General features: G+C 71.5%; 23 protein-coding genes. 11 read left to right on the forward strand and 12 right to left on the reverse strand.

The features are described 5' to 3' along the window. The first annotated feature begins 54 nt into the window (after nt 1-54). Complete coding sequence (locus ACFY8U_RS08610) at nt 55-726, forward strand: DUF4389 domain-containing protein (protein ID WP_389567434.1); 672 nt, start codon at nt 55-57, stop codon at nt 724-726. Here the strand turns inward: ACFY8U_RS08610 and ACFY8U_RS08615 are convergent. From ACFY8U_RS08615 to ACFY8U_RS08655, 9 genes are all read right to left on the reverse strand, one after another. After that, entirely contained in the window at nt 654-3,407 is a 2,754-nt protein-coding gene (locus ACFY8U_RS08615; protein ID WP_389567437.1) for a cation-translocating P-type ATPase, read from the reverse strand. The two genes, ACFY8U_RS08610 and ACFY8U_RS08615, sit on opposite strands and share 73 nt — an antisense overlap. Nucleotides 3,408-3,863: 456 nt before the next feature. After that, a complete protein-coding gene (locus ACFY8U_RS08620) occupies nt 3,864-4,367 on the reverse strand; it encodes a flavodoxin domain-containing protein (protein WP_389567439.1) in 504 nt (167 codons plus the stop codon). Beyond that, on the reverse strand, nt 4,364-4,822 hold the full coding sequence (locus ACFY8U_RS08625) for an Hsp20/alpha crystallin family protein (protein WP_389567442.1): 459 nt from the start codon (nt 4,820-4,822) through the stop codon (nt 4,364-4,366). Before ACFY8U_RS08625 ends, ACFY8U_RS08620 begins: the two co-directional genes overlap by 4 nt. 217 nt (nt 4,823-5,039) lie before the next feature. Then, entirely contained in the window at nt 5,040-5,453 is a 414-nt protein-coding gene (locus tag ACFY8U_RS08630; protein ID WP_389567445.1) for a CBS domain-containing protein, read from the reverse strand. Continuing rightward, a complete protein-coding gene (locus ACFY8U_RS08635) occupies nt 5,450-6,133 on the reverse strand; it encodes a PEP/pyruvate-binding domain-containing protein (RefSeq protein WP_389567449.1) in 684 nt (227 codons plus the stop codon). Before ACFY8U_RS08635 ends, ACFY8U_RS08630 begins: the two co-directional genes overlap by 4 nt. Before the next feature lie 134 nt (nt 6,134-6,267). Beyond that, the gene (locus ACFY8U_RS08640) at nt 6,268-7,278 is read right to left on the reverse strand and encodes a universal stress protein (protein WP_389567452.1); all 1,011 of its coding nucleotides are present in this window, start codon (nt 7,276-7,278) and stop codon (nt 6,268-6,270) included. Further along, nucleotides 7,275-8,180 (reverse strand): universal stress protein, encoded by a 906-nt coding sequence (locus ACFY8U_RS08645; RefSeq protein WP_389567455.1) that lies wholly within the window; start codon nt 8,178-8,180, stop codon nt 7,275-7,277. Before ACFY8U_RS08645 ends, ACFY8U_RS08640 begins: the two co-directional genes overlap by 4 nt. Nucleotides 8,181-8,946: 766 nt before the next feature. Beyond that, the gene (locus ACFY8U_RS08650) at nt 8,947-9,660 is read right to left on the reverse strand and encodes a helix-turn-helix domain-containing protein (RefSeq protein ID WP_389567458.1); all 714 of its coding nucleotides are present in this window, start codon (nt 9,658-9,660) and stop codon (nt 8,947-8,949) included. Beyond that, a complete protein-coding gene (locus tag ACFY8U_RS08655; RefSeq protein WP_389567460.1) occupies nt 9,660-10,559 on the reverse strand; it encodes a universal stress protein in 900 nt (299 codons plus the stop codon). The genes ACFY8U_RS08650 and ACFY8U_RS08655 overlap by 1 nt, the downstream gene beginning before the upstream one ends. 370 nt (nt 10,560-10,929) lie before the next feature. On the opposite strand from ACFY8U_RS08655, the gene ACFY8U_RS08660 reads away from it, so the two are divergent. Further along, entirely contained in the window at nt 10,930-11,124 is a 195-nt protein-coding gene (locus ACFY8U_RS08660; protein ID WP_389567463.1) for a CBS domain-containing protein, read from the forward strand. A 14-nt stretch (nt 11,125-11,138) separates the two neighbouring features. Beyond that, nucleotides 11,139-11,507 (forward strand): CBS domain-containing protein, encoded by a 369-nt coding sequence (locus tag ACFY8U_RS08665; RefSeq protein ID WP_389567466.1) that lies wholly within the window; start codon nt 11,139-11,141, stop codon nt 11,505-11,507. Here ACFY8U_RS08665 and ACFY8U_RS08670 read toward each other — a convergent pair. Then, nucleotides 11,494-11,760 carry a DUF1918 domain-containing protein gene (locus ACFY8U_RS08670; protein WP_389567469.1) on the reverse strand — a complete coding sequence of 89 codons (267 nt, stop codon included), beginning with the start codon at nt 11,758-11,760 and terminating at the stop codon, nt 11,494-11,496. The genes ACFY8U_RS08665 and ACFY8U_RS08670 overlap by 14 nt on opposite strands. 200 nt (nt 11,761-11,960) lie before the next feature. Here ACFY8U_RS08670 and ACFY8U_RS08675 point away from each other — a divergent pair, with 200 nt between their 5' ends. Genes ACFY8U_RS08675 through ACFY8U_RS08710 form a run of 8 tightly spaced genes read left to right on the forward strand, consistent with a single transcriptional unit; the run spans nt 11,961 to nt 19,641 of the window. After that, on the forward strand, nt 11,961-12,638 hold the full coding sequence (locus ACFY8U_RS08675; protein ID WP_389567472.1) for a CBS domain-containing protein: 678 nt from the start codon (nt 11,961-11,963) through the stop codon (nt 12,636-12,638). Further along, nucleotides 12,635-14,437 (forward strand): acetate--CoA ligase, encoded by a 1,803-nt coding sequence (gene acsA / locus ACFY8U_RS08680; RefSeq protein WP_389567474.1) that lies wholly within the window; start codon nt 12,635-12,637, stop codon nt 14,435-14,437. Before ACFY8U_RS08675 ends, acsA begins: the two co-directional genes overlap by 4 nt. Continuing rightward, nucleotides 14,437-15,501, forward strand: a complete 1,065-nt coding sequence (gene pdhA / locus ACFY8U_RS08685; protein ID WP_389567476.1) for a pyruvate dehydrogenase (acetyl-transferring) E1 component subunit alpha — start codon at nt 14,437-14,439, stop codon at nt 15,499-15,501. Before acsA ends, pdhA begins: the two co-directional genes overlap by 1 nt. After that, nucleotides 15,498-16,508 (forward strand): alpha-ketoacid dehydrogenase subunit beta, encoded by a 1,011-nt coding sequence (locus ACFY8U_RS08690; RefSeq protein WP_389567479.1) that lies wholly within the window; start codon nt 15,498-15,500, stop codon nt 16,506-16,508. The genes pdhA and ACFY8U_RS08690 overlap by 4 nt, the downstream gene beginning before the upstream one ends. 1 nt (nt 16,509) lies before the next feature. Next, nucleotides 16,510-17,841 carry a dihydrolipoamide acetyltransferase family protein gene (locus ACFY8U_RS08695; RefSeq protein WP_389567482.1) on the forward strand — a complete coding sequence of 444 codons (1,332 nt, stop codon included), beginning with the start codon at nt 16,510-16,512 and terminating at the stop codon, nt 17,839-17,841. A 35-nt stretch (nt 17,842-17,876) separates the two neighbouring features. Beyond that, nucleotides 17,877-18,107, forward strand: a complete 231-nt coding sequence (locus ACFY8U_RS08700; RefSeq protein ID WP_389567485.1) for a phosphopantetheine-binding protein — start codon at nt 17,877-17,879, stop codon at nt 18,105-18,107. Then, the gene (locus ACFY8U_RS08705) at nt 18,107-18,787 is read left to right on the forward strand and encodes a CBS domain-containing protein (RefSeq protein WP_389567488.1); all 681 of its coding nucleotides are present in this window, start codon (nt 18,107-18,109) and stop codon (nt 18,785-18,787) included. The genes ACFY8U_RS08700 and ACFY8U_RS08705 overlap by 1 nt, the downstream gene beginning before the upstream one ends. After that, nucleotides 18,784-19,641: a universal stress protein gene (locus ACFY8U_RS08710; RefSeq protein ID WP_389567491.1), complete on the forward strand. Its 858-nt coding sequence runs from the start codon at nt 18,784-18,786 to the stop codon at nt 19,639-19,641. The genes ACFY8U_RS08705 and ACFY8U_RS08710 overlap by 4 nt, the downstream gene beginning before the upstream one ends. Before the next feature lie 10 nt (nt 19,642-19,651). Here the strand turns inward: ACFY8U_RS08710 and fdhF are convergent, their stop codons facing one another. Continuing rightward, nucleotides 19,652-22,345 (reverse strand): formate dehydrogenase subunit alpha, encoded by a 2,694-nt coding sequence (gene fdhF / locus ACFY8U_RS08715; protein ID WP_389567494.1) that lies wholly within the window; start codon nt 22,343-22,345, stop codon nt 19,652-19,654. Further along, nucleotides 22,342-24,036 (reverse strand): NADH-ubiquinone oxidoreductase-F iron-sulfur binding region domain-containing protein, encoded by a 1,695-nt coding sequence (locus ACFY8U_RS08720; RefSeq protein WP_389567497.1) that lies wholly within the window; start codon nt 24,034-24,036, stop codon nt 22,342-22,344. The genes fdhF and ACFY8U_RS08720 overlap by 4 nt, the downstream gene beginning before the upstream one ends. Nucleotides 24,037-24,069: the final 33 nt, after the last annotated feature.

The following is a 24,069-nucleotide window of genomic DNA, read 5'->3' on the forward strand; positions in this document are numbered from 1 at the left end:
GGCCGTCGACCGGCTCCAGCACGAAGACGACGACCTGTCGAGGAAGTGACGATCATGGGCACCCCTAGCGCCCCGCACGGTCCCGTGGCGGTATCCGCCGAACTCGACAGCCAGCTGTCCCGCTGGCTGTGGCTGGTCAAGTGGATTTTGGTGATCCCCCACTGGATCGTGCTGTTCTTCCTCTGGATCGCCTTCCTCGTCGTGACGATGATCGCGTTCTTCGCCATCCTCTTCACCGAACGCTTCCCCCGGGGCCTGTTCGACTTCAACCTCGGCGTGCTCCGCTGGTCCTGGCGCGTGTCGTACTACTCGTACGGCGCACTGGGCACCGACCGCTACCCGCCCTTCAGCCTGGGCCCTGAACCCGACTACCCGGCCCGGCTCGACATCGCCTACCCGGAGCGGCTCTCGCGCTCGATGGTGCTGGTCAAGTGGTGGCTGCTCGCCATCCCCCACTACCTCGTGATCGCCTTCTTCACCAGCGGCATGCACGCAGGATGGTGGAGCGGCGGGCTGATCACCCTGCTCGCGCTCATCGCGGCGTTCGCCCTCGCCTTCACCGAGCGCTATCCGCGCGACCTCTTCGTCCTGATCGTCGGACTGAACCGCTGGGTCCTGCGCGTCGCCGCCTACGCGAGCCTGATGACGGACGCCTACCCGCCCTTCCGACTCGACCAGGGCGGTACGGAGCCGGCCGGGACCGAGCGCGCCGCGGACGGCAGCTGACGGCGCCGCCTGGCGCGCCGCACCTCGTCCGTTCCCCACACCAGGACCGGGAACGTCGCGACGAGGAGGACGATGTCCAGAGGCAGGGCGGCCGTGCCGAAGAGATTCTGGAGCGGGGGCGCGTAGACGAGAGCGGCCGTGAACGCGAGCTCGAAGGCGACGCCGGCGAGCAGCAGCGGGTTCGTGAACACCCCGATGTCGCGCAGCGCCGCGTGATCGGTGCGGGCCGCGAACGCCGTGCCGACCTGGCAGGTGACGATGCCGGCGAAGGTGGCCGTCGTAGCCGTCACATAGGCGTGGTGCAAGGGGCTGCCCGTGCCCGTGGGGTCACCCGGCTGCCACCCCGCCCGCCAGAGCACGTAGAAGTAGCCCGCCATGACCAACACCGCGGAGACCAACCCGAGGTAGCCCCAGCTCCTGACGAGCATGTCGCGGGAGATCACGCCTTGATGCCGCGGCCGAGGCGGCCGCTGCATGATGCCGGGCTCGGAGCGTTCCCGGCCGAGTGCGAGGGCGGGCAGGGTCTCCGTTCCCAGGTCGATGGCGAGGATCTGCAGAACGGTGAGGGGAAGCGGTACCGTGCCGGCGGAGAGCGCGAAGACGAGGAAGGGAACGATCTCCGGGGTCGCGTGAGCGAAGATGTAGACGATGAACTTGCGCACGTTGTCGTAGACACGTCGTCCGGATTCGACCGCGGTCACGATGGTGGCGAAGTCGTCGTCGGTGAGCACCATGGTGGCAGCCTCGCGGGCCACATCTGTGCCAGACCGTCCCATGGCGACCCCGATGTGGGCGCGGTGCAGCGCGGGGGCGTCATTGACGCCGTCACCCGTCATGGCGACGATCCGGCCGTGCGCCCGCAGGGTGTCGGCCACCTTGAGCTTCGTCTCGGGTGAGGAGCGGGCGAAGACGATCTCGGCGTCGCCCTCCACGAGGAGCCGGTCCAGCTCGTCGTCGCCCAAAGACTCCGAAGCCGCGACCACGTGCAGACGGGGTACTCCGATTCCGACCTCCCGGGCGACGGCCGCGGCGGTGGCTCCGCTGTCCCCCGTCACGATGTGCACGCGCAGCCCGGCCTCGTGGCAGCGGCGTACGGCCTCCGCCACCTCGGGGCGCGGCGGGTCGTACAGCCCGACCAGACCGAGCAGCGTCAGTGCCGACTCGGCGTCCTGACGGCGTGACGGCGGCTCCGCGCCCGGCGGCAGATCGCGTACGGCGACGGCCAGGACCCGCATGCCGCCCCGAGCCAGCTCCTCCGCCGCCGAGCGGGCGGCGTCCGTGGCGGAGCCAGGACGGACACGGGCCAGGACCGCCTCGGGCGCTCCTTTGGTGACGGTCCGCACGCGACCTTTCGCCTCGTCTTCCTGCACGACCGACATCAGCCGCAGCCGGGGATCGAAGCGGAACAGTCTGCGCCGTCCCTCGTCGCGCCGGGCGAGGTCCACCGGCACCTCGCGGTCGGAGGCCCCGGTGACGAGGGCAGCCTCCGTCGGATCGCCGTGCAGCTCACCGTCCTCATCACGGGTGACGGTGGTGCACAGGGCGCTCGCCCGCACCAGCTCCTGCGCCCAGGGGCCGGGCTCCGCTCCATGACCCGCAGTCCAGAGAGCCCTCAGACGCATGCTGTTGCGAGTCAGTGTGCCTGTCTTGTCCGTGCAGATGACGTTCGTGGAACCGAGCGTCTCCACGGCGCTGAGCCGCTTCACCAGGGCGCCCTCACGGGCCAGTGCGCGGACGCCGACGGCGAGGGCCAGCGTGATCGTCGGAAGCAGTCCCTCGGGAACGTTGGCGACGAGGAGCCCGATGGCGAACATGAGGGAGTCGGTCACCGGCAGTCCGACAGCCACGCCCAGGACCAGGAACAGGGCGCCCATGCCGGTGGCGACCCCGGCGATGAGCCAGGCGACCTTCTTGACCTGTCGTTCCAACGGGCTCGCCTCGCGCCGCGTCCGCTGGCTCAGGGCCGCGATCCGGCCGAGCTCGGTGTGGTCGCCGGTGGCGAACACGATGGCCCGGGCCTGCCCCTCGACGCAGGTCGTGCCGCTGAAGACGAGGTTCGGCTCCTCAAGCAGGGGGGCGCCGAGGAGCCCGGCCGCGGCGATGCGTTCGGCGGGTACGGACTCGCCTGTGAGCATCGACAGATCGACTTCCACTCCGCCTTCGGTGACGCGTGCGTCGGCAGGTACCTTGTCGCCCTCTTCCAGCACGATCACGTCGCCAGGCACCAGGTCCCGTGCCTCCACGGTGAGGGGCCGGCCGTCACGTACGGCGAAGGCGTGCTCGGGCAGATAACGAGCGAGGGTCTCCACCGCACGCTCGGCCTGGCGTTCCTGGAGCAGCGCGAACGCCGCGTTGACAGCGATGACCGCCAGGATCGCCCAGCCGAGTACAGCGAGGTCCGCGACGAAGGCAAGAGCCGCGGCGGCCCACAGCAGAAGGGCGAGCGGATGGATCAGCTGCCTGACGAGCTCCCGCGCGAAGGAGGAGCGCGCCTTGCGCCGCACCTCGTTCGGGCCGTGCACGGCGAGGCGGCGGGCGGCTTCGCGGTTGGACAGTCCATCCGGTCCGGTGGCAAGTTCCCGGCGCAGCCTGGGTAGGGGCTCGCTGGGGTCGAAGGGCAGCGTCCGAGTGTGCGAGGTCGTCCGCTCCGGTGCGGTACGGCGGCCTGCACGGTCAGTCATCGCCGCTCCCTGCATCGCTGGCCCGGCGGTGTCGGCCCGGACCACAGGGGTTCCACCTGCTCCCACTCGCGTTCCCACGCAGCGAGCCGGTGACCTTCGGTCCGCCGTCGTACAAGGAGGACCACACCGGCGCCGGTAGCCCCGATGACTCCTGCCGTCGCCGTACCGCCTGAGAGGGAGGCCAACGCCCGGTCCGCGGCGCTGCCTGGAGGTTGGGCGGGGGCCCCTGCGTCGTCCACCCAGATCGTCACCCTTCGGCCCTGCGGCGTTCGAGGCGGGACATGGATGGTCCCGGACGGGCGAGCGTTCTCAGGGGTCATCAGAACGAAGACCAGGACTGCGCGCCCGAAGGGTCCTTTCGATGGCAAGGCTGCGGCCCCGCTGCCCAGCGACTCCTGGTGGGACATGCCGCACCTCCCGTCGGGGGGTGGCCGGTCAGTGGATCCGCAGCACCGGTCAGGGGTTGGCGCCGAGTTCCGCTCCGATGTGGTGGGCCCATGCCTGGATCCGTTCCGGATTGCGGAAGTCGCCGCCTTTGCCCCTGCTGACCATGTGCCGGGCGACCGGGTCCGATGTCTCGGCGGTCACGGCGCCACCGAAGGTGATGTGCTCACGGGCTCCGAGCTTCTCCATCCGCCGGGCAACCCCGCGTACGGGCGGGATGTCATGGTCATCCGCGGAACGGTCGACCGGACCGCTGCTGAAGAGCCAGACAGGACGGTGCCGCAGTTGTTCGGCGTTGCGCCGGGCGCAACGCCGGGCCTTGCCGTTCCAGTGCCCGGCGTAGAGGGCTCCGCCGAGGACGACTCCGTCGTAACCGCTGACGTCGGTGACGGTGTCGGCCGGCAGGACGACGGCGTCGAAGCCGTCGTCCCGGAGCGTCTGGCCGATCGCTTCGGCGATTCCGGCGGTCGCGCCGGCCTTGCTGCCGTAGGCGACCAGGACACGCTTGGCGTTCATGGCTCCTCTCCCCCGGCCTTGGTGTCGGCCCGCTTCACCGGAATGGTCCGCCCGGTAGGTGTCTCCTCGACGGGCATCGGGATGCGGACGGTGAGAATGCCGTCCGCGTACGAGGCGTCGACGTCGTCGACCGGGATGGTGCCCGGGAGGCGCAGTGTCCTGCGGAACGATCCGTAGCGGAACTCCGAGTGCTGCTTGTCCTCCGTGCTCTCGCTGTGCTCCGCGCTGACGGTGATGAGGTTGTCATCGACCCTGATGCTGATGTCCTTGTCCGGGTCCATGCCCGGCAGTTCTGCCTTCAGGACGTACTCGCCGTCCCCGCTGGTCATCTCGACCGGGATGGAATGGGCGGCGGAGCCGGGGCGCCAGCCCGGCAGCCCCGGAAACTCCCGGTTGAACCAGTCGTTGAAGTCGGGGAAGTGGCTGTGCCTGCGTTCCACCTTGCCTCCGGCCATTGTCTGCTCCTCGTGTACGGGGTCCAGGACGGTCGCCGTGGACCCGAGTCGGTTCGGACAGGCGGCGGATCGGGTTCCGGGGCCCGGTCCGACTCGCTAACCCCATCGTCCGCCCGCAGGGTCATGTGGCGCAGCGTCCAAGAGGGCTGTCCGACGGGGCCGAACGGGCCGCAGCGGGAAGGACCGACCGGCCCATGGCGCCGCGGCTCCGGTGCTGTCAGCGGCAGACCTCCTCGACGAAGTGGCCAACCCGTTCCTCCGGCAGGTGCCGTGCCAGGTCCGCCTCACTGATCATGCCGATCAGGCGGTGATCGTCGATCACGGGCACGCGGCGGATGCGGTGATCCTGCATCGTGCGGAGCACCTCTTCGCCGTCGGCGCCCGCGTCCACGGTGACCGGCTTGCCCTGGGCGAGGTCCCCGGCCGTCATCCGTTGGGGATCCTTGCCCTTGGCAAGGCACTTCACCACGATGTCCCGGTCTGTGATGATGCCGTGCAGCCGATTGTCCGGCCCGCAGATGGGCAGCGCGCCGACATCCAGCTCGCTCATGCGGCGCGCGGCGTCCACGAGGCTCTCGTTCTCCTGCACGCAGCTCGCACCGGTGTGCATGATTTCCCTTGCGGTCGTCATGGCCGCGTCCTCCTTTCCATCCCCCTGCTCGCGATCCGGCCGGTTCTCCACCGGTTCAGAGGAAGAGCGTCGACACCCTGATGGTGTGTACCGGGCGTTTGGGAGGCCCGTTCGCCCCCTCCGCCGGCACCTGGTGGTTCCTGGGGCGACCGCGCCGCGCGTCCCCCCTGGCCGCCTGCGGCCCGAGCTGGACCGGCGGCTCGCTGTTTCGGGCGACTCGGTGCCGTGTGTTCCTGGGCATGGTCACCGCTCCCTTCGTCCCGTGCCGCTCCGAGCGCCGTCTCGGCGCGGGCCACGTGCCGCTTGACCGCCGCTGCTACCACCTCGGGCGCCTCCCCACCGCTCTCCTCGGCCAGCAGCTCGTACGCGGCCAGAATGGCGTCTCGCAGCGGTGGAGGCAGTGGCTGCGCGAGGAAGAACGAACGGATGCCCGCCCCGACCTCGTCGAGCGGGGCCCCTTGGTGCAGGTGGTCGTGCTCCTGGACGGAGTCCCGCAGTCCGCGGCAGGAGAGAAGTTCCTCGTACGCCTCAGCAGTGGTGGCGAAGCCCGTCGGTACGCGTATGCCCGCGGCGCCGAGCCGGTTGGCCATCTCTCCCGGCGAGGCGCTGTTGCCTCCCACCCGGCCGACATCCGACCGGCCCAGCTCCGCGAACGGTACGACGCGTCGCGTCGGTCCCATGGCATCCTCCGAGACTCTCTGGCGCCCTCAGTACGGAAGCGGACTGCCGGACGGGGTGCGCCGATCGAGGGGGCTCGGCCTGTGGGGCTGACGGGGCCGGGAGCTGATGCGGATGCGGATGCGCTGCATGGTGCTCACCTCTCCGTGAAACCGGCGGACGGACCGGATTCGTCCTCTCGCCTCACCGTCCCGCGTGGAGGTCTCCGCTCCCCAGTGCCGAGCGGGTCAGCCGGCCGGGGCCGGTCGGTCGGCCTGGAACGGGACCGGTCGGCCCATGCCGGATCGCCGACGCGCCCCTCACGCTGTGGGAGGGGGACGGTGATCACGGGACACATGGCGCGGTGCAGCAGGCCGTGGACCGTCGAACCCAGCCGCATGCCGGAGTAGCCGCCGCGGCCTCTGCGGCCGACGATCAGGGCGAGGGATTCCTGGGACGCCAGGGCGAGTTGCTCAACCGGGTGCCCTCGAAGGACCTCCTCGGAGATGGCGACATCCGGATACCTCTCCGCCCAGCCCGCCACCGATTCGGTGAGCAGCCGACGCCGCTCGACCAGCCCCTTCTCCTCGTCGTCGTGGGCGAGGAAGGAACGGGGCCAGACCCAGACGACCCGCAGCCGTGCCTCGCGCACGCTCGCCTCCTCGACGGCAAAGGCGACGGCGGCCCGTGAGGACTCGCTTCCGTCCACGCCGACGACGAGCGTGGGTGGGTGCACGGCGGAGTGCTCAGGTGCACGGACCACGACGACGGGGCAGTCGGCCCGCGCGGTGAGCGGGACGACAACGGAGCTCTCGCTGAACATCTCGGCCGCCCTGCCGAGACGCCGGGAGCCCACGACGACGAGTGCGGCGTGCTCCGCCATGTCACGCAGCACGGTCGCCGGCACGCCGTTCACGCGTTCCGTCGCGATCCGCAGCCCGCCATGCAGTTCTCGGACGAGGTCCTCCGCGTTGGCTATCGCCGACTCCGCGCGGAGTAGCAGGGCGCTCTGGTGCGCGAAGGCGTCGTACCGGAGCCCGTCATGGGCGGGCGGTACTGCGACGACCAGTCGGAGCGCCAGTCCTCTTCGTACGGCCTCATCGGCGGCCCAGACGAGAGCGGGGATCGACTGCTCCCGGGGGTCGATTCCGAGCAGTATCTCGTTCACGTCTCCTCGACCCGGGTGGCGAAGGCGGGTGGGACGATCTGCACCGGGCAGTGGGCGTGGTGGAGCAGGGTGTGGGCGACGCGTCCCAGGGACGGACCGACGCCCAGCGTTCGGTGTTCCCTTCCCATCACGAGCAGATCGGTGTGGGCACTCGCCTCCACCAGGATCCCGGGCGTGCTCGTGCCCGTCTCGACGTGATGGCTGACGATGAGCCCGGGATAGTACTCACGCACGAGGTCGGCGAGCGCCTTGATCTCGTGCACGCGCTGCCGCGCGATCTCATCGAGGTCGTCCAGCATGGTCGCGACGCTGCCGACGTGGGTGAGCACGTTCCAGACGCTCACCAGACGCAACACCGCCTTGCGGGCATCCGCTTCGGCAGCCGCGACGAGCAGCCAGCCGCGATCCGAAGCACCGTGCACGGCCGCCGTCACCGATCCCGACTCGGGACGGTCGCCTTCACCGCGGACGACGATCACGGGCGCCTCGGCGCGGGCTGCCACACCCAGACCGACGGAGCCGAGCATGAGGGCCGAGAAGCCGCCGAGCCCCCGGTTGCCCACCACGATCGTCCCGCGGTCGCCGGCGGAAGCCCGGAGACCGGCAACCGGCTCCTGGCGGCTCAGTTCCTTCGTGATGGCAAGGTCCGGAAAACGCTCTTGAACCGTGTTCGCGGTATCGATCAGCAGTTCACGGCCCGCTTCGCGTACCGCCTGGATTGTCTCGGCATTGGCGAAGAGGGCCCGGCGGTCGGTATCGGCGGCGTGCACGAGATGCAGAGGCCGCCCCCGTCGGTCCGCCTCCGTGGCGGCCCAGAGCGCGGCCGTGCGCCCGGAGGGGGACCCGTCGACTCCCACGACGACGTCGCCCAGCTCCGGTCGAGCGGGGATCTCGCTGGTCATGGCTCCTCCTCCGGGATACGCCCGGCGCTCGGGAGCACGTCCCGAGGGGGCGACACCTCCCACGCTGACACCGTGCCGGGCTTCCCATGCATGGGCCGTTCGGCCCCGATCGAGACCCGCCCGGCCCTGCTGTCGGGAGCCACGGGACCACCAGCCTGAAGTTGGGGATGTCCTGTGCGGTCCGACCGCGGACGGAGCGGAGCGGACTCGGCTGAGGAGGCACGTCATGACAGCCCAGGTCACCGTCGGTCTGGGCGCTCGGAGGAAATCTCGCTGCGGTGGGGTGGGCGGCATCGGAAGCGGTGCTGCGCGACGTGCCCCTCCGGCCGGTGCACGTCGAGGAGTGGACGAACAACCCCGGAGGTGCCCTTGCCGCACGCCCGCACCCTGGCCGAACGGGCCGAGGGTCCCTCCCGAAAGGAGTCGAACCGCGCGCGGAAGGACCATCCCGGCCTCGAGGTGCTCACTGAGCGGGTGCGTGGCCGGGCTGCCGAGGAACTGACGGCCGCCGCGAACGAGGCGGATCTGACGGTGCTCGGCTGCGCGCGGGCTCGGTGGCGTTCAGGGCTTCATCGTCGGCTCGGTCTCCCTCACCGTCGTCGGCGCGGCGCGTTCCTCGCTCGGTGTTCTGCGGGTGCCGGTGCCCTGTGGAAGGCGTGTATCGGTCGGTCGTCTGTGGCATCGAGCTAAGGAGCCGACGCGGGCGACGGCTTCGTCGTTGGATCCACCCGCGGAGAGCCGGTCCGGTTTCCGGTGATCTCATCGATCACGCCTGGCCGGCAGACCCGTTCGAAGTGCCGGGCGCGCCCGGTACGCGGATTCGGCGGCCGGTCACCCGGCGCGGCGAGAGCGTCACCTTGGTGTCGCGCCCATCCCCGGCCCACGGCTCCGGGCGGCCGGCGTCGTTGATCCTCTCTACCGAGGTCTCGTCCGACACCGTGCGTACCGGACCGACAAGGAGCACGCTCCAGCCCTGGCTGAAGGCCTCGTCCAGACGGTCCTCCTCGAAGGCGACCTCCGCGCCGGACGCCGCGGCGCGCGCGAGGGACGAATCCGCACCGGTCATGAAGACGATCTCCCCGTCGACGACCTGGTAGTTGAGAGGGAACACCGCCAGCCCGTCCCGTCCCTCGACGGCGACCCGGCCGACGCCGTGGCCGTCGAGCAGCTTCCAGCACTCGGCCTCGCCGATCTCCTCCATCCGTGCCTGGTGCCCGGCGTGGGCCTCTCCGGGCGCGAGGTCCGACCTGTACCCGGTGAGATCCTGGACGGTGGTCTCCAAGGCGTTGGCGAGCCGGACCAGGAATTCGATCCCCGGGGTCGGCACACGCTCTTCGACGTAGGCGATGAAGCCGGGTGCAGAGCCGGCTCGTTCGGCCACTTCCTCCCGGGACAAGCCGAGCTGCGTGCGCCGTGCCGCGACGCGGCGTCCCAGGTCGCTCGTGACGTGCGGCGCGTGCCGGTCATCGGCCGTGCTCATCACCGGTCTCCTTCCGGGGGCTCCGGGTTCCGCTGGGGTACCACGGCGACCGGACACGAGGCGTGGTGCAGGGCGCGGTGGGCGACCCTGCCGAGTTCCAGGCCGACGAGCCTGTCACGGCGTGGTGCCCCGACGACCAGCAGGTCGGCGGCGGCGGAACGCTCGGTCAGCACTCTGTGCGCGGCACCCTCGACCGTGGTCCTGCGCAGGCGCACCCGGGGATGCGCGGACGCTGCGGCCTCAAGGGCCTTGTCGAGCAGTTCCGAGGACCTTTCCGCGAAGTAGGCTCCCCCGTCGCCGGTCAGCAGCAGGTGGTCGACCGGTTCATGGGCCGGCCGTCGCCAGGCTCGGACGACGTCGAGTTCCGCATCCCGGACAGCCGCCTCACGGAACGCGAACCGCACAGCCGGAGAGTCCACGTCGTGTTCTCCTACGCCGAGCAGAACGCGCCCGTGGCGTGCCTCCAGGGCCTGTCGGTCTCCACGGACGACGACGACCGGGCAATGGGCCCGGGCGGCCACGATGAGACTGACGGATCCGAGCAGAAGGTCGGCGAACTCGCCGCGCCCCCGGGACCCGACGACCAGGATCGCGCCCTCCTGCCCCTCCCTGAGCAGCCCGGTGGAGGCGTCCTCAGCGAGGACGTCCGTGCTGAGGGGGAGGTCGGGTGCGCGGCGTCGGGCGCGTTCGGCCGCAGTGCCGGCGATGTTCTCGGCGAAAACCTGGCCCGAGGAACGGTCCGTGGCCCAGGTGGGGACGACTCCTTCGTACCGTTCCCACATCGAGGCGTGGACGATCCGTAGGGGGAGCCCGTGCCGTACCGCTTCGTCGACGGCCCAGTCCACGGCCGTGAGACTGGCGTCGGACCCGTCGACTCCTACCACCAGGGGCGATTCCATCGTGCCCACCGCCTTCCGGGTCGTGTGGTGGCCTGCTGCCACGCTCGCACCGGGCTGCAGGGGCTGGGTAGGGCCGGTCGGTCCCGGGCGCGGTCCGCCCGGACCACGAGTGGCGGCGCTGCTGGAGACACCACGGGAGGAGGGGCCCATCCGCTTCTCGCGGATCCTGATCGCGCGGTGCGCGGCTCGAAGCTGCTTCCCCGCGTCCCTGGGGCGGGCCCCTCCTCACTTTCAGGAAAGCACCGGTCGACGGCCCGTGCCAGGGCTGCACGGGTCCCGCCGTGCCCCTTTCGGCCCTTGTCGTCCGCCGCCGGGTGGCGACACCCTCGCGGCAACAGGACTCGGGGCGCGGACGTACCGGAGGCCGGTCATGAAGCACCCACGTACCGTCGACGACGTGATGACCCATGCGGTGGTCTCCGCCAGGCTCGACGCACCGGTCAAGGAGATCGTCCGGTCCATGCGGCGCTGGGGCATCAGCGCGGTTCCCGTGCTGTCTGCCGAGGGGCGGGTGGTCGGCGTGGTGTCCGAGGCGGACGTACTCGGGACAGCGCGGGGTCGGTGACGGCGGGCACCTTGATGTCGTCGCCGGCCGTCACCGTGCCGCGCGGTGCCACGATCGCGGGGGCCGCGCGGCTCATGGGGCGAGGCCATCTCAAGCGGCTCCCCGTGGTGGACGAGGACGGCCGCCCGGTCGGCGTCGTCAGCCGGGGCGACCTGCTCAAGGTCTATCTACGCTCCGACGCCGAACTCGCCGAGGACGTGAGGCACGAACTCCTCACGCATCTGATTCCTGAAGGCGACGCCGCACTCACCGTACGAGTCGCAGATGGCGCGGTGACGCTCACCGGACGCCTGCCCCGGTCCGTGCCTTCGGATGTGGCCCTGCGGCTGACCCGGGCTGTGCCCGGCGTGGTCGACGCGGCGGCGGAGTTCACGACCGCGTAGCGGCCTTCGTGTCATGCGGCGGGAAGTGCTGGACCCGCGCGTCCGGGCCCGGGAACACCAGAGTGACCCGGCCCGTGTCCGACCATCGGACGTCGAAGGGGGGAGTGCCGTCGGCGTGGTGGAGCGCGACGATCTCACCGTCACGCCCCTCGTCCCCGACCGTGGCACCGCCCACGATCAGCCGGTCGCCGACGCGAGCCCACAGCCCCGCGCGTGGTTTCTCCTGGCCTTGCCGAGTTCCGGTCGCAGTCATCGTTCTCGCCTCCCGGCCCGCGCGCCCGGTCGCGGCCCTCCCGGGACCGGGGCTCTCGCTTCCACCGTGCGTCCAGGCCGACCGACCGTCATAGGGGCGAACAGTCCCGGAAGGGGACCATTCGGCACTGCACGCGGGTGGGCTTCGCGCAGCAGGGTGAGATCTACCGGGGCCGTCGCGTCCTGTGAAGGAGGACCGTCATGCAGCACCGTACGGTTTTCGAGGTGATGACACACGACGTGGTCACCGCCGCCCCAGGGACCTCGTTCAAGGGGATAGCCCGTCTCTTCGCCGAGAACGACGTCTCGGCGGTCCCGGTCGTCGACCCGGACCGACGCCTGCTCGGCGTGGTCTCCGAGGCCGACCTGCTGCGGACCACCGCCGAGCTCCCCGACCTGGAGGGCCGCCCAGCAGACGTCCGACTGCTGTCCCAGGAGGAAGGGCTGCCCGACGCGGAGACGGCCGCCCAGCTGATGACCTCGCCCGCCGTCACGGCACACCCGAACTGGAATCTCGTCGAGACGGCCCGGACGATGGACCGCGAGGGGGTGAAGCGGCTTCCCGTCACCGACGAGACCGGTCGGCTCATGGGGATCATCAGCCGCAGCGACCTGCTCCGGCCTTTCCTGCGCGGTGACACCGCGATCCGTGACGAGATCGAGCACGACGTCCTGGCCCGCACTCTGCGCCTCGCCCCCGACACGATCCGTGTGGCCGTCGACGACGGAGTCGTCAGGCTGACAGGCCGGGTCGACGAGCGCGCCGACATCCCGGTGATAGTTCGGCTCTGCCGCTCGGTCGACGGAGTCGTCGCCCTGCACGAAACGATCGAGTACTCCTACGACAACCTCGCGCTCGACGTGGAGCCACCGCGATGAACGCCCTGTGGGTGGCACCGGTCATGCCCGACTACGACAGCGCCCGGGCCACGTTCTCCTGGCGACGCGAGCGGTCCCGGCTCGCCGGGCTGCCAGACGGCGGCATCAACATCGGGTACGAGGCGGTCGACCGGCACCTGCGCGAGGGCCACGGCGAACGCGTCGCGCTGCGTTGCGTCGCCCGCGACGGATCCATTCGGACGGTGACCTTCGCCCGCCTCGCGGCCGAGAGCTCCCGCTTCGCGCACGTGCTGGAAACGCTGGGCCTGGAACGCGGCGAGCGGGTATTCACCCTGCTCGGCCGCCGGTTCGAGCTGTACAGCACCGTCCTCGGCACACTGCGTGCCGGACGAGTCCTGTGCCCCCTGTTCACCGCCTTCGGTCCCGAACCCGTCGCACTGCGCATGGAGCTGGGCAACGCCCGGGCGCTGGTCTCGACCCGGGAGCTGTACGAGCGCAAGGTGGCCCCGGTACGGTCCCGGCTTCCGCACCTACGGCACGTCCTGCTCCTCGACCCCGGGGCCGACCCACCCCCGGACACCCTCTCCTTCCCCGCGCTCACGTCCGCCGTTCCGGACGAGTACACCGTGGGACCGACCGATCCGGCAGAGCCGGCGCTGCTGCACTTCACCAGCGGCACCACAGGCACCCCCAAGGGCGCGATCCACGTGCACGAGGCGGTCCTCGCCCATCACGTCACCGCCGCCTACGCCCTGGACCTGCACGAGGGCGACGTCTTCTGGTGCAGCGCCGACCCCGGCTGGGTCACCGGCATGTCGTACGGCATCATCGCCCCGCTCACCCACGGGGTGACGACGGTCGTCGACGAAGGGGACTTCGCCCCCGCTCGTTGGTACGGGATCCTCGCCGACCAGCACGTCACCGTCTGGTACACGGCCCCCACCGCGCTCCGCATGCTCATGCGGGCCGCTCCGCGCGGCGGCGACCCGGCGCCCGCAGCGCGCCACGACCTGTCGTCGCTCCGATTCGTCGCGAGTGTCGGCGAGCCACTCAATCCCGAGGCCGTGCACTGGGGCCGGGAGGCACTCGGGCTGCCGGTCCACGACACCTGGTGGCAGACCGAGACGGGGGCGATCATGATCGCCAACTTCGCGGCCGATCCGGTGCGGGCCGGTTCGATGGGACGACCGCTTCCCGGCGTGGAGGCAGCTGTGCTGGCGTGCGGCGAGGACGGCCGTGCCGCGGTCACCGGCGGGCACATCCGGATCCTCCAGGAGCCAGGTGCCCAGGGCGAGCTCGCCCTGCGGGCGGGCTGGCCGTCGATGTTCCGGGGCTACCTCCACGAGCCGAGTCGTTACGAGGCGTGCTTCGCGGACGGGTGGTACCTGACCGGCGACCTCGTCAGCTGCGACGCCGACGGCTGGTACTGGTTCGTGGGCCGGGCCGACGACGTCATCAAGTCCGCGGGGCACCTCATCGGGCCGTTCGAGGTGGAGAGCGCGCTCATGGAGCATCCGGCGGTCGCCGAGGCCGGTGTCATCGGACGCCCCGACGCGCTGGCCGGCGCGATCGTCAAGGCGTTCGTGCTGCCGCGCCCCGAGTACCCGCCCGACACCGAACTGCGGCGCGACGTCATGGCGTTCGCCCGTCGGCGCCTCGGCCCGGCCGTCGCCCCCAGGGAGATCGAGTTCGTCGAGGATCTGCCCCACACCCGCAGCGGCAAAGTGATGCGCCGCCTGCTACGGGCCCGCGAGCTGGGCCTGCCCGAGGGAGATGTGTCGACGCTGGAGACACCCGAACCGGCCTGGACGGCCGACATGTCCGACAAGGAGCCGTGATGGCCACCGCACACGGCGGCACGTCCGCCAAGACATCGCGAACGAAGCGCCCCCGTCGCGCTCATGGACCCGCGACGCCCTCCCGCACTCCTGCGGCGGCCCACGACATGGACCTCCTGCACCAGATGCTGCTCATCCGGCGGTTCGAGGAACGGTGCGTAGAGCTGTACAGCACGGCGGCGATACGGGGCTTCGTCCACCTGTACATCGGCGAGGAGGCGGTGGCGGTCGGCGTCCACCAGGCGCTCGACGAGCGGGACGCGGTCGTCTCCACGTACCGCGAACACGGCCACGCGCTGGCCCGTGGGGTACCGCCCGAGGCCGTGATGGCGGAGATGTACGGGAAGACCACCGGGTGCAGCCACGGTCGCGGCGGCTCCATGCATCTCTTCGACGCCGGCCGCCGCTTCTACGGCGGCAACGCGATCGTGGGCGGCGGACTGCCGCTCGCTGCGGGCCTGGCGCTCGCCGACCGAATGCGCGGCGAGTCCCGCGTGACCTGCTGCTTCTTCGGTGACGGAGCCTTCGCCGAGGGCGAGTTCCACGAGACTGCCAACCTGGCGGCGCTCTGGGGGCTGCCCGTGCTCTTCGTCTGCGAGAACAACCTGTACGCGATGGGGACGGCCCTCGCCCGCGAGCACGCCCAGACGGACTTGGCGATGCGGGCGGCGTCGTACGGCATGGCGGCCTGGGCCGTCGACGGCATGGACGTACACGCCGTGGAGAAGGCGGCGCGCGGCGCGGTCGAGTCCATCCGGGCCGGCAGCGGACCGCACTTCCTGGAGATGCGGACGTATCGGTTCCGAGCGCACTCGATGTACGACCCGGACCGGTACCGGCCGAAGGACGAGATCGAGGAGTGGAAGCGGCACGATCCCGTCACAGGCCTCGCCGATGGCATGCGTGCGGCCGGCTTCCTCGACGCGGTCGCCCAAGAGGCCCTGGATCACGAGGTCATGGAGGCAATCGACCGAGCCGTCCGGGAGGCCGAGCAGGCTCCCGAGGAGCCGGCCGGAGATCTGCTGCTCCATGTCACCGGCCGACGCGAGGAGGTTCCGTCATGAGCATGCGTACGCGGCCGCGGGCGCATCCCGACGACGGCACCACCACATACAGGGAGGCCCTGCGGGAGGGCCTGCGCGAGGCGTTGGCCTCGGACGACCGGGTCTTCCTGATGGGCGAGGACGTGGGCCGCTACGGCGGCTGCTTCGGGGTGAGTCTCGGTCTGCTGGAGGAGTTCGGCCCGGATCGTGTCCGGGACACACCCCTTTCGGAGTCCGCGTTCGTCGGAGCCGGTATCGGCGCCGCCCTGGCCGGGATGAGGCCGGTCGTCGAGATCATGACGGTCAACTTCAGCCTGCTGGCCCTCGACCAGATCCTCAACAACGCCGCCACCCTTCGGCACATGTCCGGCGGACAGCTCGGTGTGCCGCTGGTGATCCGCATGACGACGGGCGCGGGACGGCAGCTGGCTGCCCAGCACTCCCACAGCCTCGAAGGCTGGTACGCGCACATACCCGGCCTCCGTGTCCTGGCGCCGGCCACGGTCGACGACGCCCGCCATGTGCTGTCCGCCGCGTTGGCCGACCCCGACCCGGTGCTGCTCTTCGAGCACGGCAGCCTCTACAACGCGGCCGGCACGCTCGATCCGACGGTCCAGGAGGTCGACCTGGACCGAGCGGTCGTCCGCCGTGAGGGCACCGACGTCACGGTCGTCGCATACGGCGGTTGTATGTCCAAGGCCCTCGAAGCCGCAGAGGCACTGGCTGGGGAAGGGATCAGCGCGGAGGTCGTCGACCTGCGGACACTGCGGCCCCTGGACGACACGACGATCGTCGGCTCGGTCCGGCGGACTCACCGGGCCGTCGTCGTCGACGAGGGCTGGCGCAGTGGCAGTCTGTCCGCCGAGGTCGAGTCGCGCATCTACGAGCAGGCGTTCTTCGACCTCGACGCGCCTGTCGAACGCGTGTGCAGCGCCGAGGTCCCGATCCCCTATGCCCGTCGCCTGGAGGAGGCGGCACTCCCCCAGCCGCCCGGAATCGTGGCGGCGGCGCGCCGGGTGGTGAGCTGAGATGGCCGAGTTCACGATGCCGTCGCTCGGCGCCGACATGGACGAGGGCACGCTCTCCCAGTGGCTGGTGCGCCCGGGGGACGAGGTGACGCGGGGCGACGTCATCGCAGTGGTCGAGACCGACAAGTCCGCGATCGAGGTGGAGTGCTTCCAGAGCGGTACGGTCGATGCCCTCCTCGTCGACGAGGGCACCACCGTGCCGGTGGGCACCCCGCTGGCACGTATCGGCACGACCGTCGGAAGCCGGCCCGCCGAAAGCCGGCCCGCCGAAAGCCCGCCCGCCGAAAGCCCGCCGACGTCGACGCCCCTGGTCCGCAGACTCGCCGAGGACCGGCACGTCCACCTCGCCGCCGTCCATGGTTCGGGCCCGGGAGGGAGGATCACACGCGCAGACGTGGAGCACGCGGAACCGGAGCCGGAATCAGCACCAGCACCGGAGCGCGACGAGACCTCGCCGACGCCACGGCCGGTGAAGCCGGTGCGCAGCGACAACTCGTCCGGGGAGCGTCCCGCTCCGGTGCGCGTGCGGTCCTCACCGCTCGCGCGGAGGCTGGCCACGGAACTCGGCGTCGACCTCGCCGAGGTGACCGGCACGGGCCGGGGCGGCACAGTCCGTGCGGAGGATGTCCGTTCCGCCGCAGCCACCGAGGGCGCACCGCGGCCGGCCGGCCCAGACCTGGCGCGGGCGGCCACAGCCCGGCTCATGAGTCGATCCAAGCGGGAGATCCCGCACTTCTACCTCTCCACCACCGTGGACATGGCAGCGGCCCTCGAGTGGATGCACGCCCGCAACCGCGAACTTCCGCTGTCCGCCCGCCTGGTACCCGCCGCACTCACGCTCAAGGCCGTCGCGATGGCAGCTCACGACGTGCCCGAGCTCAACGGGCACTGGGTCGACGACGGCTTCGTCCCGGCGGAGGAGGTACGGCTGGGCGTTGCCGTCTCCCTGCGGGGCGGTGGCCTTGTCGCCCCCGCCCTCGCCCACGCCGACACACTCTCCGTGGCCGAAGTCATGGCCGCGCTCAAGGACCTGGTGGCACGGGCACGGGGCGGTCGGCTCCGAGCGTCGCAGACTGCCGATCCCAGTCTCACCGTCACGAACCTCGGCGACCAGGGCGTCGAGGCCGTGTTCGGGGTCGTCTACCCTCCGCAGGTCGCGCTCGTCGGCCTCGGCAGGGTCGTCGAGCGGCCGGTTGCCGTGAACGGCCTACTGGGAGTGCGTCCCGTGCTGACGGCGACGTTGTCCGCCGATCACCGAGCCGCCGACGGCGCCACCGGCGCACGCCTCCTGATCGCCATGGACCGGCTCCTGCAACGACCGGAGGAACTGTGAACCACGACCAGGCAAAGGCGTTCGTTCGGCAATCCGTGCAGCGTGTCGTCCCCGGCGCCGAGTTCACCGGGCTCGATCCCGGCGTGTCCCTGCGGGACACGTTCGAGATGGATTCGCTGGACTTCCTCGAGTTCGTCGAGGCGCTCGCCGAACTCAGCGGCACGGAACTCACCGAGGACGACTATCCGGCCCTCGACTCCTGGGACGGCTGCGCCGCTCGCCTGATGGGCGGGGCCAGTGCGTCCGCACAGGGAAGGAGCAAATGATGCGTCACCGCAGGATCGGCCGGCTGATGGCCCGTGAAGTGGTGAGCGTCCGCGGCGACGCCCCGTTCAAGGAGATCGCCCGCACGCTCTCGCAACACCACGTGACCGCTGTTCCCGTGGTGGACGGCGAGGGCCGGGTGGTCGGGGTGGTGTCGGAAGGGGATCTGCTGCGCAAGACCGCGGACCAAGCCGCCGCCCCGGGTGACCCGCCGGCCGTTCCGGCCCTGGAGGCGTGGGAGCGGGCGAAGGCCGAGGGGACGCGGGCCGAGGAGCTGATGTCCGCACCCGCCGTGTGCGCCCGCCCGGAGTGGACCGTGGCCGAGGCGGCACGGCTCATGGAGGTCCAGAAGGTCAAGCGGCTCGTCGTCGTCGACGGCGACGACCTGCTGCTGGGCATCGTGAGCCGTCGCGACCTCTTGGCCATCTACCTCCGCGAGGACGACGACATCCGCCGGGAGATCGTCGAGGACGTTCTCGGTGACACGCTGCGTCTCGCACCGACCTCCCTCGCCGTCGAAGTGCACGACGGGCGGGTGGAGCTCAGCGGCAGGCTGGCGTTCCGCGGCATGATCCCGGCGATCGAGCGCATGTGCGCGACGGTGGACGGCGTCGTCTCGGTCTCCTGCACCCGTCTCACGTACGACGTCGACGACACCGATCGAGGAGGTGGACGATCATGACGCGGAGCATCGTGGTCGGCCTGGACGGCACAGAGCAGGCCGAGGCAGCTGCGGAGTGGGCGGCCGAGGAGGCGCTGCTGCGCGGCACAGACGTGCATCTGGTGTATGCGAAGGATCCGGCACCGGGGTCCGCTCTGTCTCTCGTGGAGCGGGAGTCCGAGGAGCCGTGGGTCAGGGAGATGATGGCCCGCACGGCCGGTGGCCTGCGCGAGCGCCATCCCGGCCTGTCGGTGACCTCCCGGGTGCTCCCCGCGAGCCCCGTGCCGGGTCTCCTCGCCGCTGCCGAGGAAGGCGAGCTGCTGGTCCTCGGATCCCGGGCGCTCGGCAGCGTGGCCGGCTACCTTCTGGGCTCAGTCGGCCTGACGGTCGCCGGTGCCGTCGAGCGACCCGTCGTACTCGTGAGGGCCGCCGGCGCGGCGAGCACTCCACGGGGCCCCGTTCTGGTCGGGGCCGACGTGCGGCAGCCCGTGGACTCCGTGCTGGGCTTCGCCTTCGAGGAGGCCGCGCGACGGCGCACCCAGGTCCTCGTCGTGTACGTACAGCAGCTCCCGCTGCACGCGGGGATGGGGCCCGCGATGGTCCCGGACTTCAGGCTTTCCATGGTGCCGGAGATCAAGCGTTCGGTGGAGGTCATGCTGGAACCGTGGCGGGCGAAGTATCCCGACGTCGAGGCGGTCGCCCGTGTGGCGGTCGGATCGGCCGGACTGGAACTGGTGGCGGTCGCCAAGGAGTCCTCCCTCGTGGTGGTGGGGCGGCGGACCCGCCATTCGACGCTCGGCGCGCACATCGGCAGCGTGGCCCACGCCGTCCTGCACCACAGCCCGGTGCCCGTGGCCGTCGTTCCCCACAGCTGATCGGTGCCGGTCAGCCGTCGGACGCCGTCGGACACAGCCGTACCGCCGTGACCTTGTACTCCGGACACGAGGTCACGGTGTCGGCGTGCTCCGACGTGAGAGAGTTGACGCCGCTGGCCGGGAAGTGGAACGCGCAGAAGACCTGCCCGGGAGCGGGTTCCGTCCCGACGCGGGCGACGAGTCGCGCCTGTCCGTGGCGGCTCTCGACGGTGACCTGGGCGCCGTCCCGAACACCGAACCGGGCGGCGTCCTCGGGGTGCAGGTCCAGACGGTCGGAGGCGTCGAGAAGAAGGTTGCCGCCGCGCCGGGTCATGCTCCCGGAGTTGTAGTGGGCCCACCGGCGCCCCGTGACGAGCACCAGCGGATAGTCCTGGTCAGGTTCCTCGCCGGGCGGCAGATAAGGAGCCGCCGACAAGTGGGCGCGCCCGTTGGGCGTGGCGAACTCTTCAGCGTACAAAGTGCGTTCGCCAGGCCGGTCCGGCGCGGGGCAGGGCCAGGGCACAGCCCCCTCCTGGTCGATCCGCTCATGTGAGAGACCGGCGAAGAGGGGAGTCACACGTCCGCACTCTGCGAGAGCCGCCGCTGGGGTGGGACAGTCCAGGTCGGCACCGAGGGCGTCGGCGACGGCATGCACGACCTCGAAGTCGGAGCGCGCCGCACCGGGCGGAGCCACCGCGGGTCGTACGCGCTGGAAGCGGCGGTCGAAGTTGACGAACGTCCCGTCCTTCTCCAGCCAGGAGGCCACGGGCAGGACGACATCAGCGTGGTGGGCGGTCTCGCCGAGGAAGAGCTCGTTGACCACGACGAGCGGGCAGGCGTCGAGAGCCTCCGCGACACGTCGGCTGTCGGGATCGGTCGCGCACACGTCCTCACCGATGATCCACAGCGCCCGCAGCCGTCCCTCCCGAGCGGCCGCGAACATCTCGGGGATGCGCATGCCGGGCCGCTCGGGTACCGGCCGGCCCCACACCGCCTCGGCGCGAGCACGGGCCTCCGCGTCGGTGACACGGCCGTAGCCCGGAAGCAGATCGGGCAGGGCGCCCATATCGGAGGCGCCCTGGACGTTGTTCTGGCCGCGCAGGGGGCTGATGCCGAACCCGCGGCCGGTGGCGCCGACGGCACCGCGCAGGATGGGAAGGTTCGCCAGGGTCCGCACCCCGTCGGTGCCGTGCAGGTGCTCGGTGACCCCGAGTCCGTACAGGACGGCCGGCCGCTCCGCGCGGCCGTAGAGCCGGGCGGCCGTCCTGATGTCCTCGGCGGGGACGCCGGTGATTTCGGCGACCCGCTCGGGCGGGTATTCGGCCAGCAGGTCGGAGAGTTCGTCCAGCCCGGTCGCGCGATCGCGGAGGAAGCCCGAATCGGTCATGCCCTCGACGAGGAGAACGTGGGCGAGGCCGTGGAAGAGGGCGACGTTGGTGCCGGGGCGCGGACGCAGGTGCACGTCGGCATGGTGCGCGAGGCCCACGGCGCGGGGGTCGGCCACGATCAGGGCGGCCCCTGCGAGTGCCCGCTGAAGGAGGCGGGCACCGACGACGGGGTGGGCCTCGACGGGATTGGCGCCGACGACCAGGAGGCAGTCGGCGGTCTCGACGTCGTCGAAGGGGTCGGTGCCGCCGGCGCGTCCGAAGGAGGCGGTGAGTCCTGCGGCTGACGGGGCGTGGCAGAGGCGGGAGCAGTTGTCGACGTTGTTGGTGCCGATGACGGTCCGCAGGAACTTCTGGACGAGGTAGTTCTCCTCGTTCGTGGCACGGGCGGAGGAGATCGCGGCCACCGAGTCGGGGCCGCCGTCAAGGACGGCCGCGCGCAGGCCGTCGGCGATCCGGGTCACCGCCTCGTCCCATGTCGCCGGTCGCAGTTCGCCGTCCTCCCGGATCAGGGGCTCGGTGAGACGTTCGGCGGAGCTGAGATATCCGTACGCGAAACGGCCCTTGACGCACGCGTGGCCCCGGTTGACGGGCCCGTCCCGGGCGGGGAGCACAGCGGCGACACGGTCCTCGCGGACGACGACGTCGAGGGTGCAGCCGACTCCGCAGTAGCCGCAGGTGGTGCGTACGCGGTCATGGGGGGTCTGCCGCGACGTGAGGCCCTGACCGGGTCCGGGCTGGGTGATCGCCCCCGTCGGGCAGGTGTCGACGCAGCCGCCGCAGGACACACAGTCGGAACCGGCCCAGTGGCCGCCGGTTCCCGGTGCGACGACCGTGTCGGCACCGCGCCCTGTGAGGGTGAGCGCGAAGGTGCCCTGGACGTCCGCACACATGCGGACACAGCGCCCGCACGCGATGCACAGGTCCCGGTCGAGATGGACGTACGGGTGGCTCTCGTCGCTTCCGCGCGTAGAAGCACCGGCCGCATTCTCCAGCGGGATCCCCAAGGCCCGGCACGCCTGGGCCAGTTCACTGTGTGCGCTGTCGGCGAGCGCGTGCGGTGGGAGCGCCGAGGCGATCAGGGCGACCGCGTCCCGGCGCAGGTTACGCACGTTCTCGTCGGCCGTGTCGACGGTGAGGTCCGACGTCGCGGGGGTGACGCACGCGGCGACGGTCCGCCCGCCGGCGCGGACCAGGCAGGTCCGGCAGGAGCCGACCGGCCGGAGACGGTCGTCGTGGCAGAGGGTGGGCAGGTCGGCTCCGGCGGCACGTACCGCGTCGAGCAGTGAGGCCCCCACGGGCAGTTCGACCGACACGCCGTCGACCTGGAGCCGGGTCATCGGTCCCATCCTTCCAGGGCCTGCCCGTAGGCGCGGGCCAGGCTGCGGACGGCGGCGGGGACACGGCGGCCGAAGGCGCAGAGACTCGCCTCGCCCATCAGCCGTGCCAGTCGTTCGTAGGTCTCCCCCGGCCCGCGCCGGCCCCGGGCGAGTTCGAGCCCTCGCCGGGTGCCGACCCGGCAGGGCGAGCAGGCTCCGCAGCTCTCATCGGCGGCGAACTCCCAGACGTGCCGAAGGAGTTCGTTTGGATCGGTGTCGGCGTCGAAAGCGACCATGCCGGCGTGACCGAGCGCGGCGCCGTGCTCGGCGAGCGCTGCCGTGGTGAGGGGGACGTCGAGCGCTTTCCCGGCGAGGAAGCCGCCCAGGGGGCCGCCTATTTGGAGGGCGACGAGCTCGCGGCCGTCCTTGAGGCCGCCGCCGAACCGGGTGACGATCTGTTCCACGGGGGTACCGAGCTCGACCTCGTAGGCACCGGGCCGGGTGAAGCGCTCGGACAGGCAGACCAGTTTGGTGCCGGTCTCGTCCGGTACGCCGCGTCGGGCGTAGGACGCTCCGCCGTGGGCGACGATCCAGGGCACTGCCGCCAGGGTCTCCACGTTGTTGACCACGGTCGGCGCGTCCCACAGGCCGTGGTCCGTGGGGTACGGGGGCCGTGGGCGCGCACAGCCGCGAGCGCCCTCGAGGCGGGCGATCAGGGCGGTCTCCTCGCCGGAAACATAGGAGCCGGCTCCTTCGACGATCTCGACGAACGGCTGCGGACCGGCTGTCTCGACCGACGGGGCCAGGTCCCCCGCCTGCGTGGCGCGTTCCACCGCCCGCAGCAGCCGTGCCATGGCTCTCGGATACTCGGAGCGCACCAGGACCGTCCCACGCCGGGCGCCGCAGGCGAAGCAGGCGAGCGCGAGTCCCGCGAGGACACGCTCGGGGTCCTCCTCCATGAGCAGCCGGTCGGCGTACGAGCCGGGGTCGCCCTCGTCCCCGTTGGCGACGACGACCGTGTCGGGCTTTCCCGTCGCTGCGGCCCACTTGTCGGCCACCGGAAATCCGGCGCCGCCGCGCCCGCGCAGTCCTGAGACGGCGGTCTCCTCCCGTACGTCCTCAGGTCGCATCCCGGCTACCGCCTCGCGCCACACGTCCCAGGCGGAGTGCCCTCCCACGATCCCGGCGAGCAGGACGGGCGTACCGGTGGTGTCGGCTGCCGGGATGCCCGACGCGCGCGGTTCCGCCCGCCCGCCGAGCTGGTCGGCCAGGTCCGGGCCCGTGCGGGGCAGGGTGCCGTCGAGGGCGGCGGGGCCCGCGTAGCAGTAGCCGAGGCAGTGCACGGTCTGCAGCGAGGTCGAACCCGCCTCGTCGACCGTGCCCGCCACCACGCCGAGAGCGCGCTCGACCTCCGCCAGATGCTCCCCGCCCCGCGCTGCGAAGCACGCCGTCGCGGTGCACACCCGCACATGCCGCTCGCCGCGCGGGGCGGCGAGGTCGGCGAAGAAGGTGGCGGGGCCGAGCCCCGCGGCGGCCGGGAGTCCGGCTGCCTCCGCGGCTTGGGGTGCCCATGCCTCCGGCCCTTCGGCGGTACCCGACCTGGCACGCTCCAGCGCGGCCGGCAACAGCCCCCCGCGCCCTCCGTGCCGAGCGGTCAGCTCGCGGAGCGCGTCTGGGCGTCGGCCCGGCTCCTCGGGCATCCGACCGGTCATGCTCCCAGCGTGACCGGCCGCGCCGCCGCCCGC

The sequence above is a fragment of the Streptomyces sp. NPDC012508 genome (assembly GCF_042902595.1).
Taxonomy (GTDB): domain Bacteria; phylum Actinomycetota; class Actinomycetes; order Streptomycetales; family Streptomycetaceae; genus Streptomyces.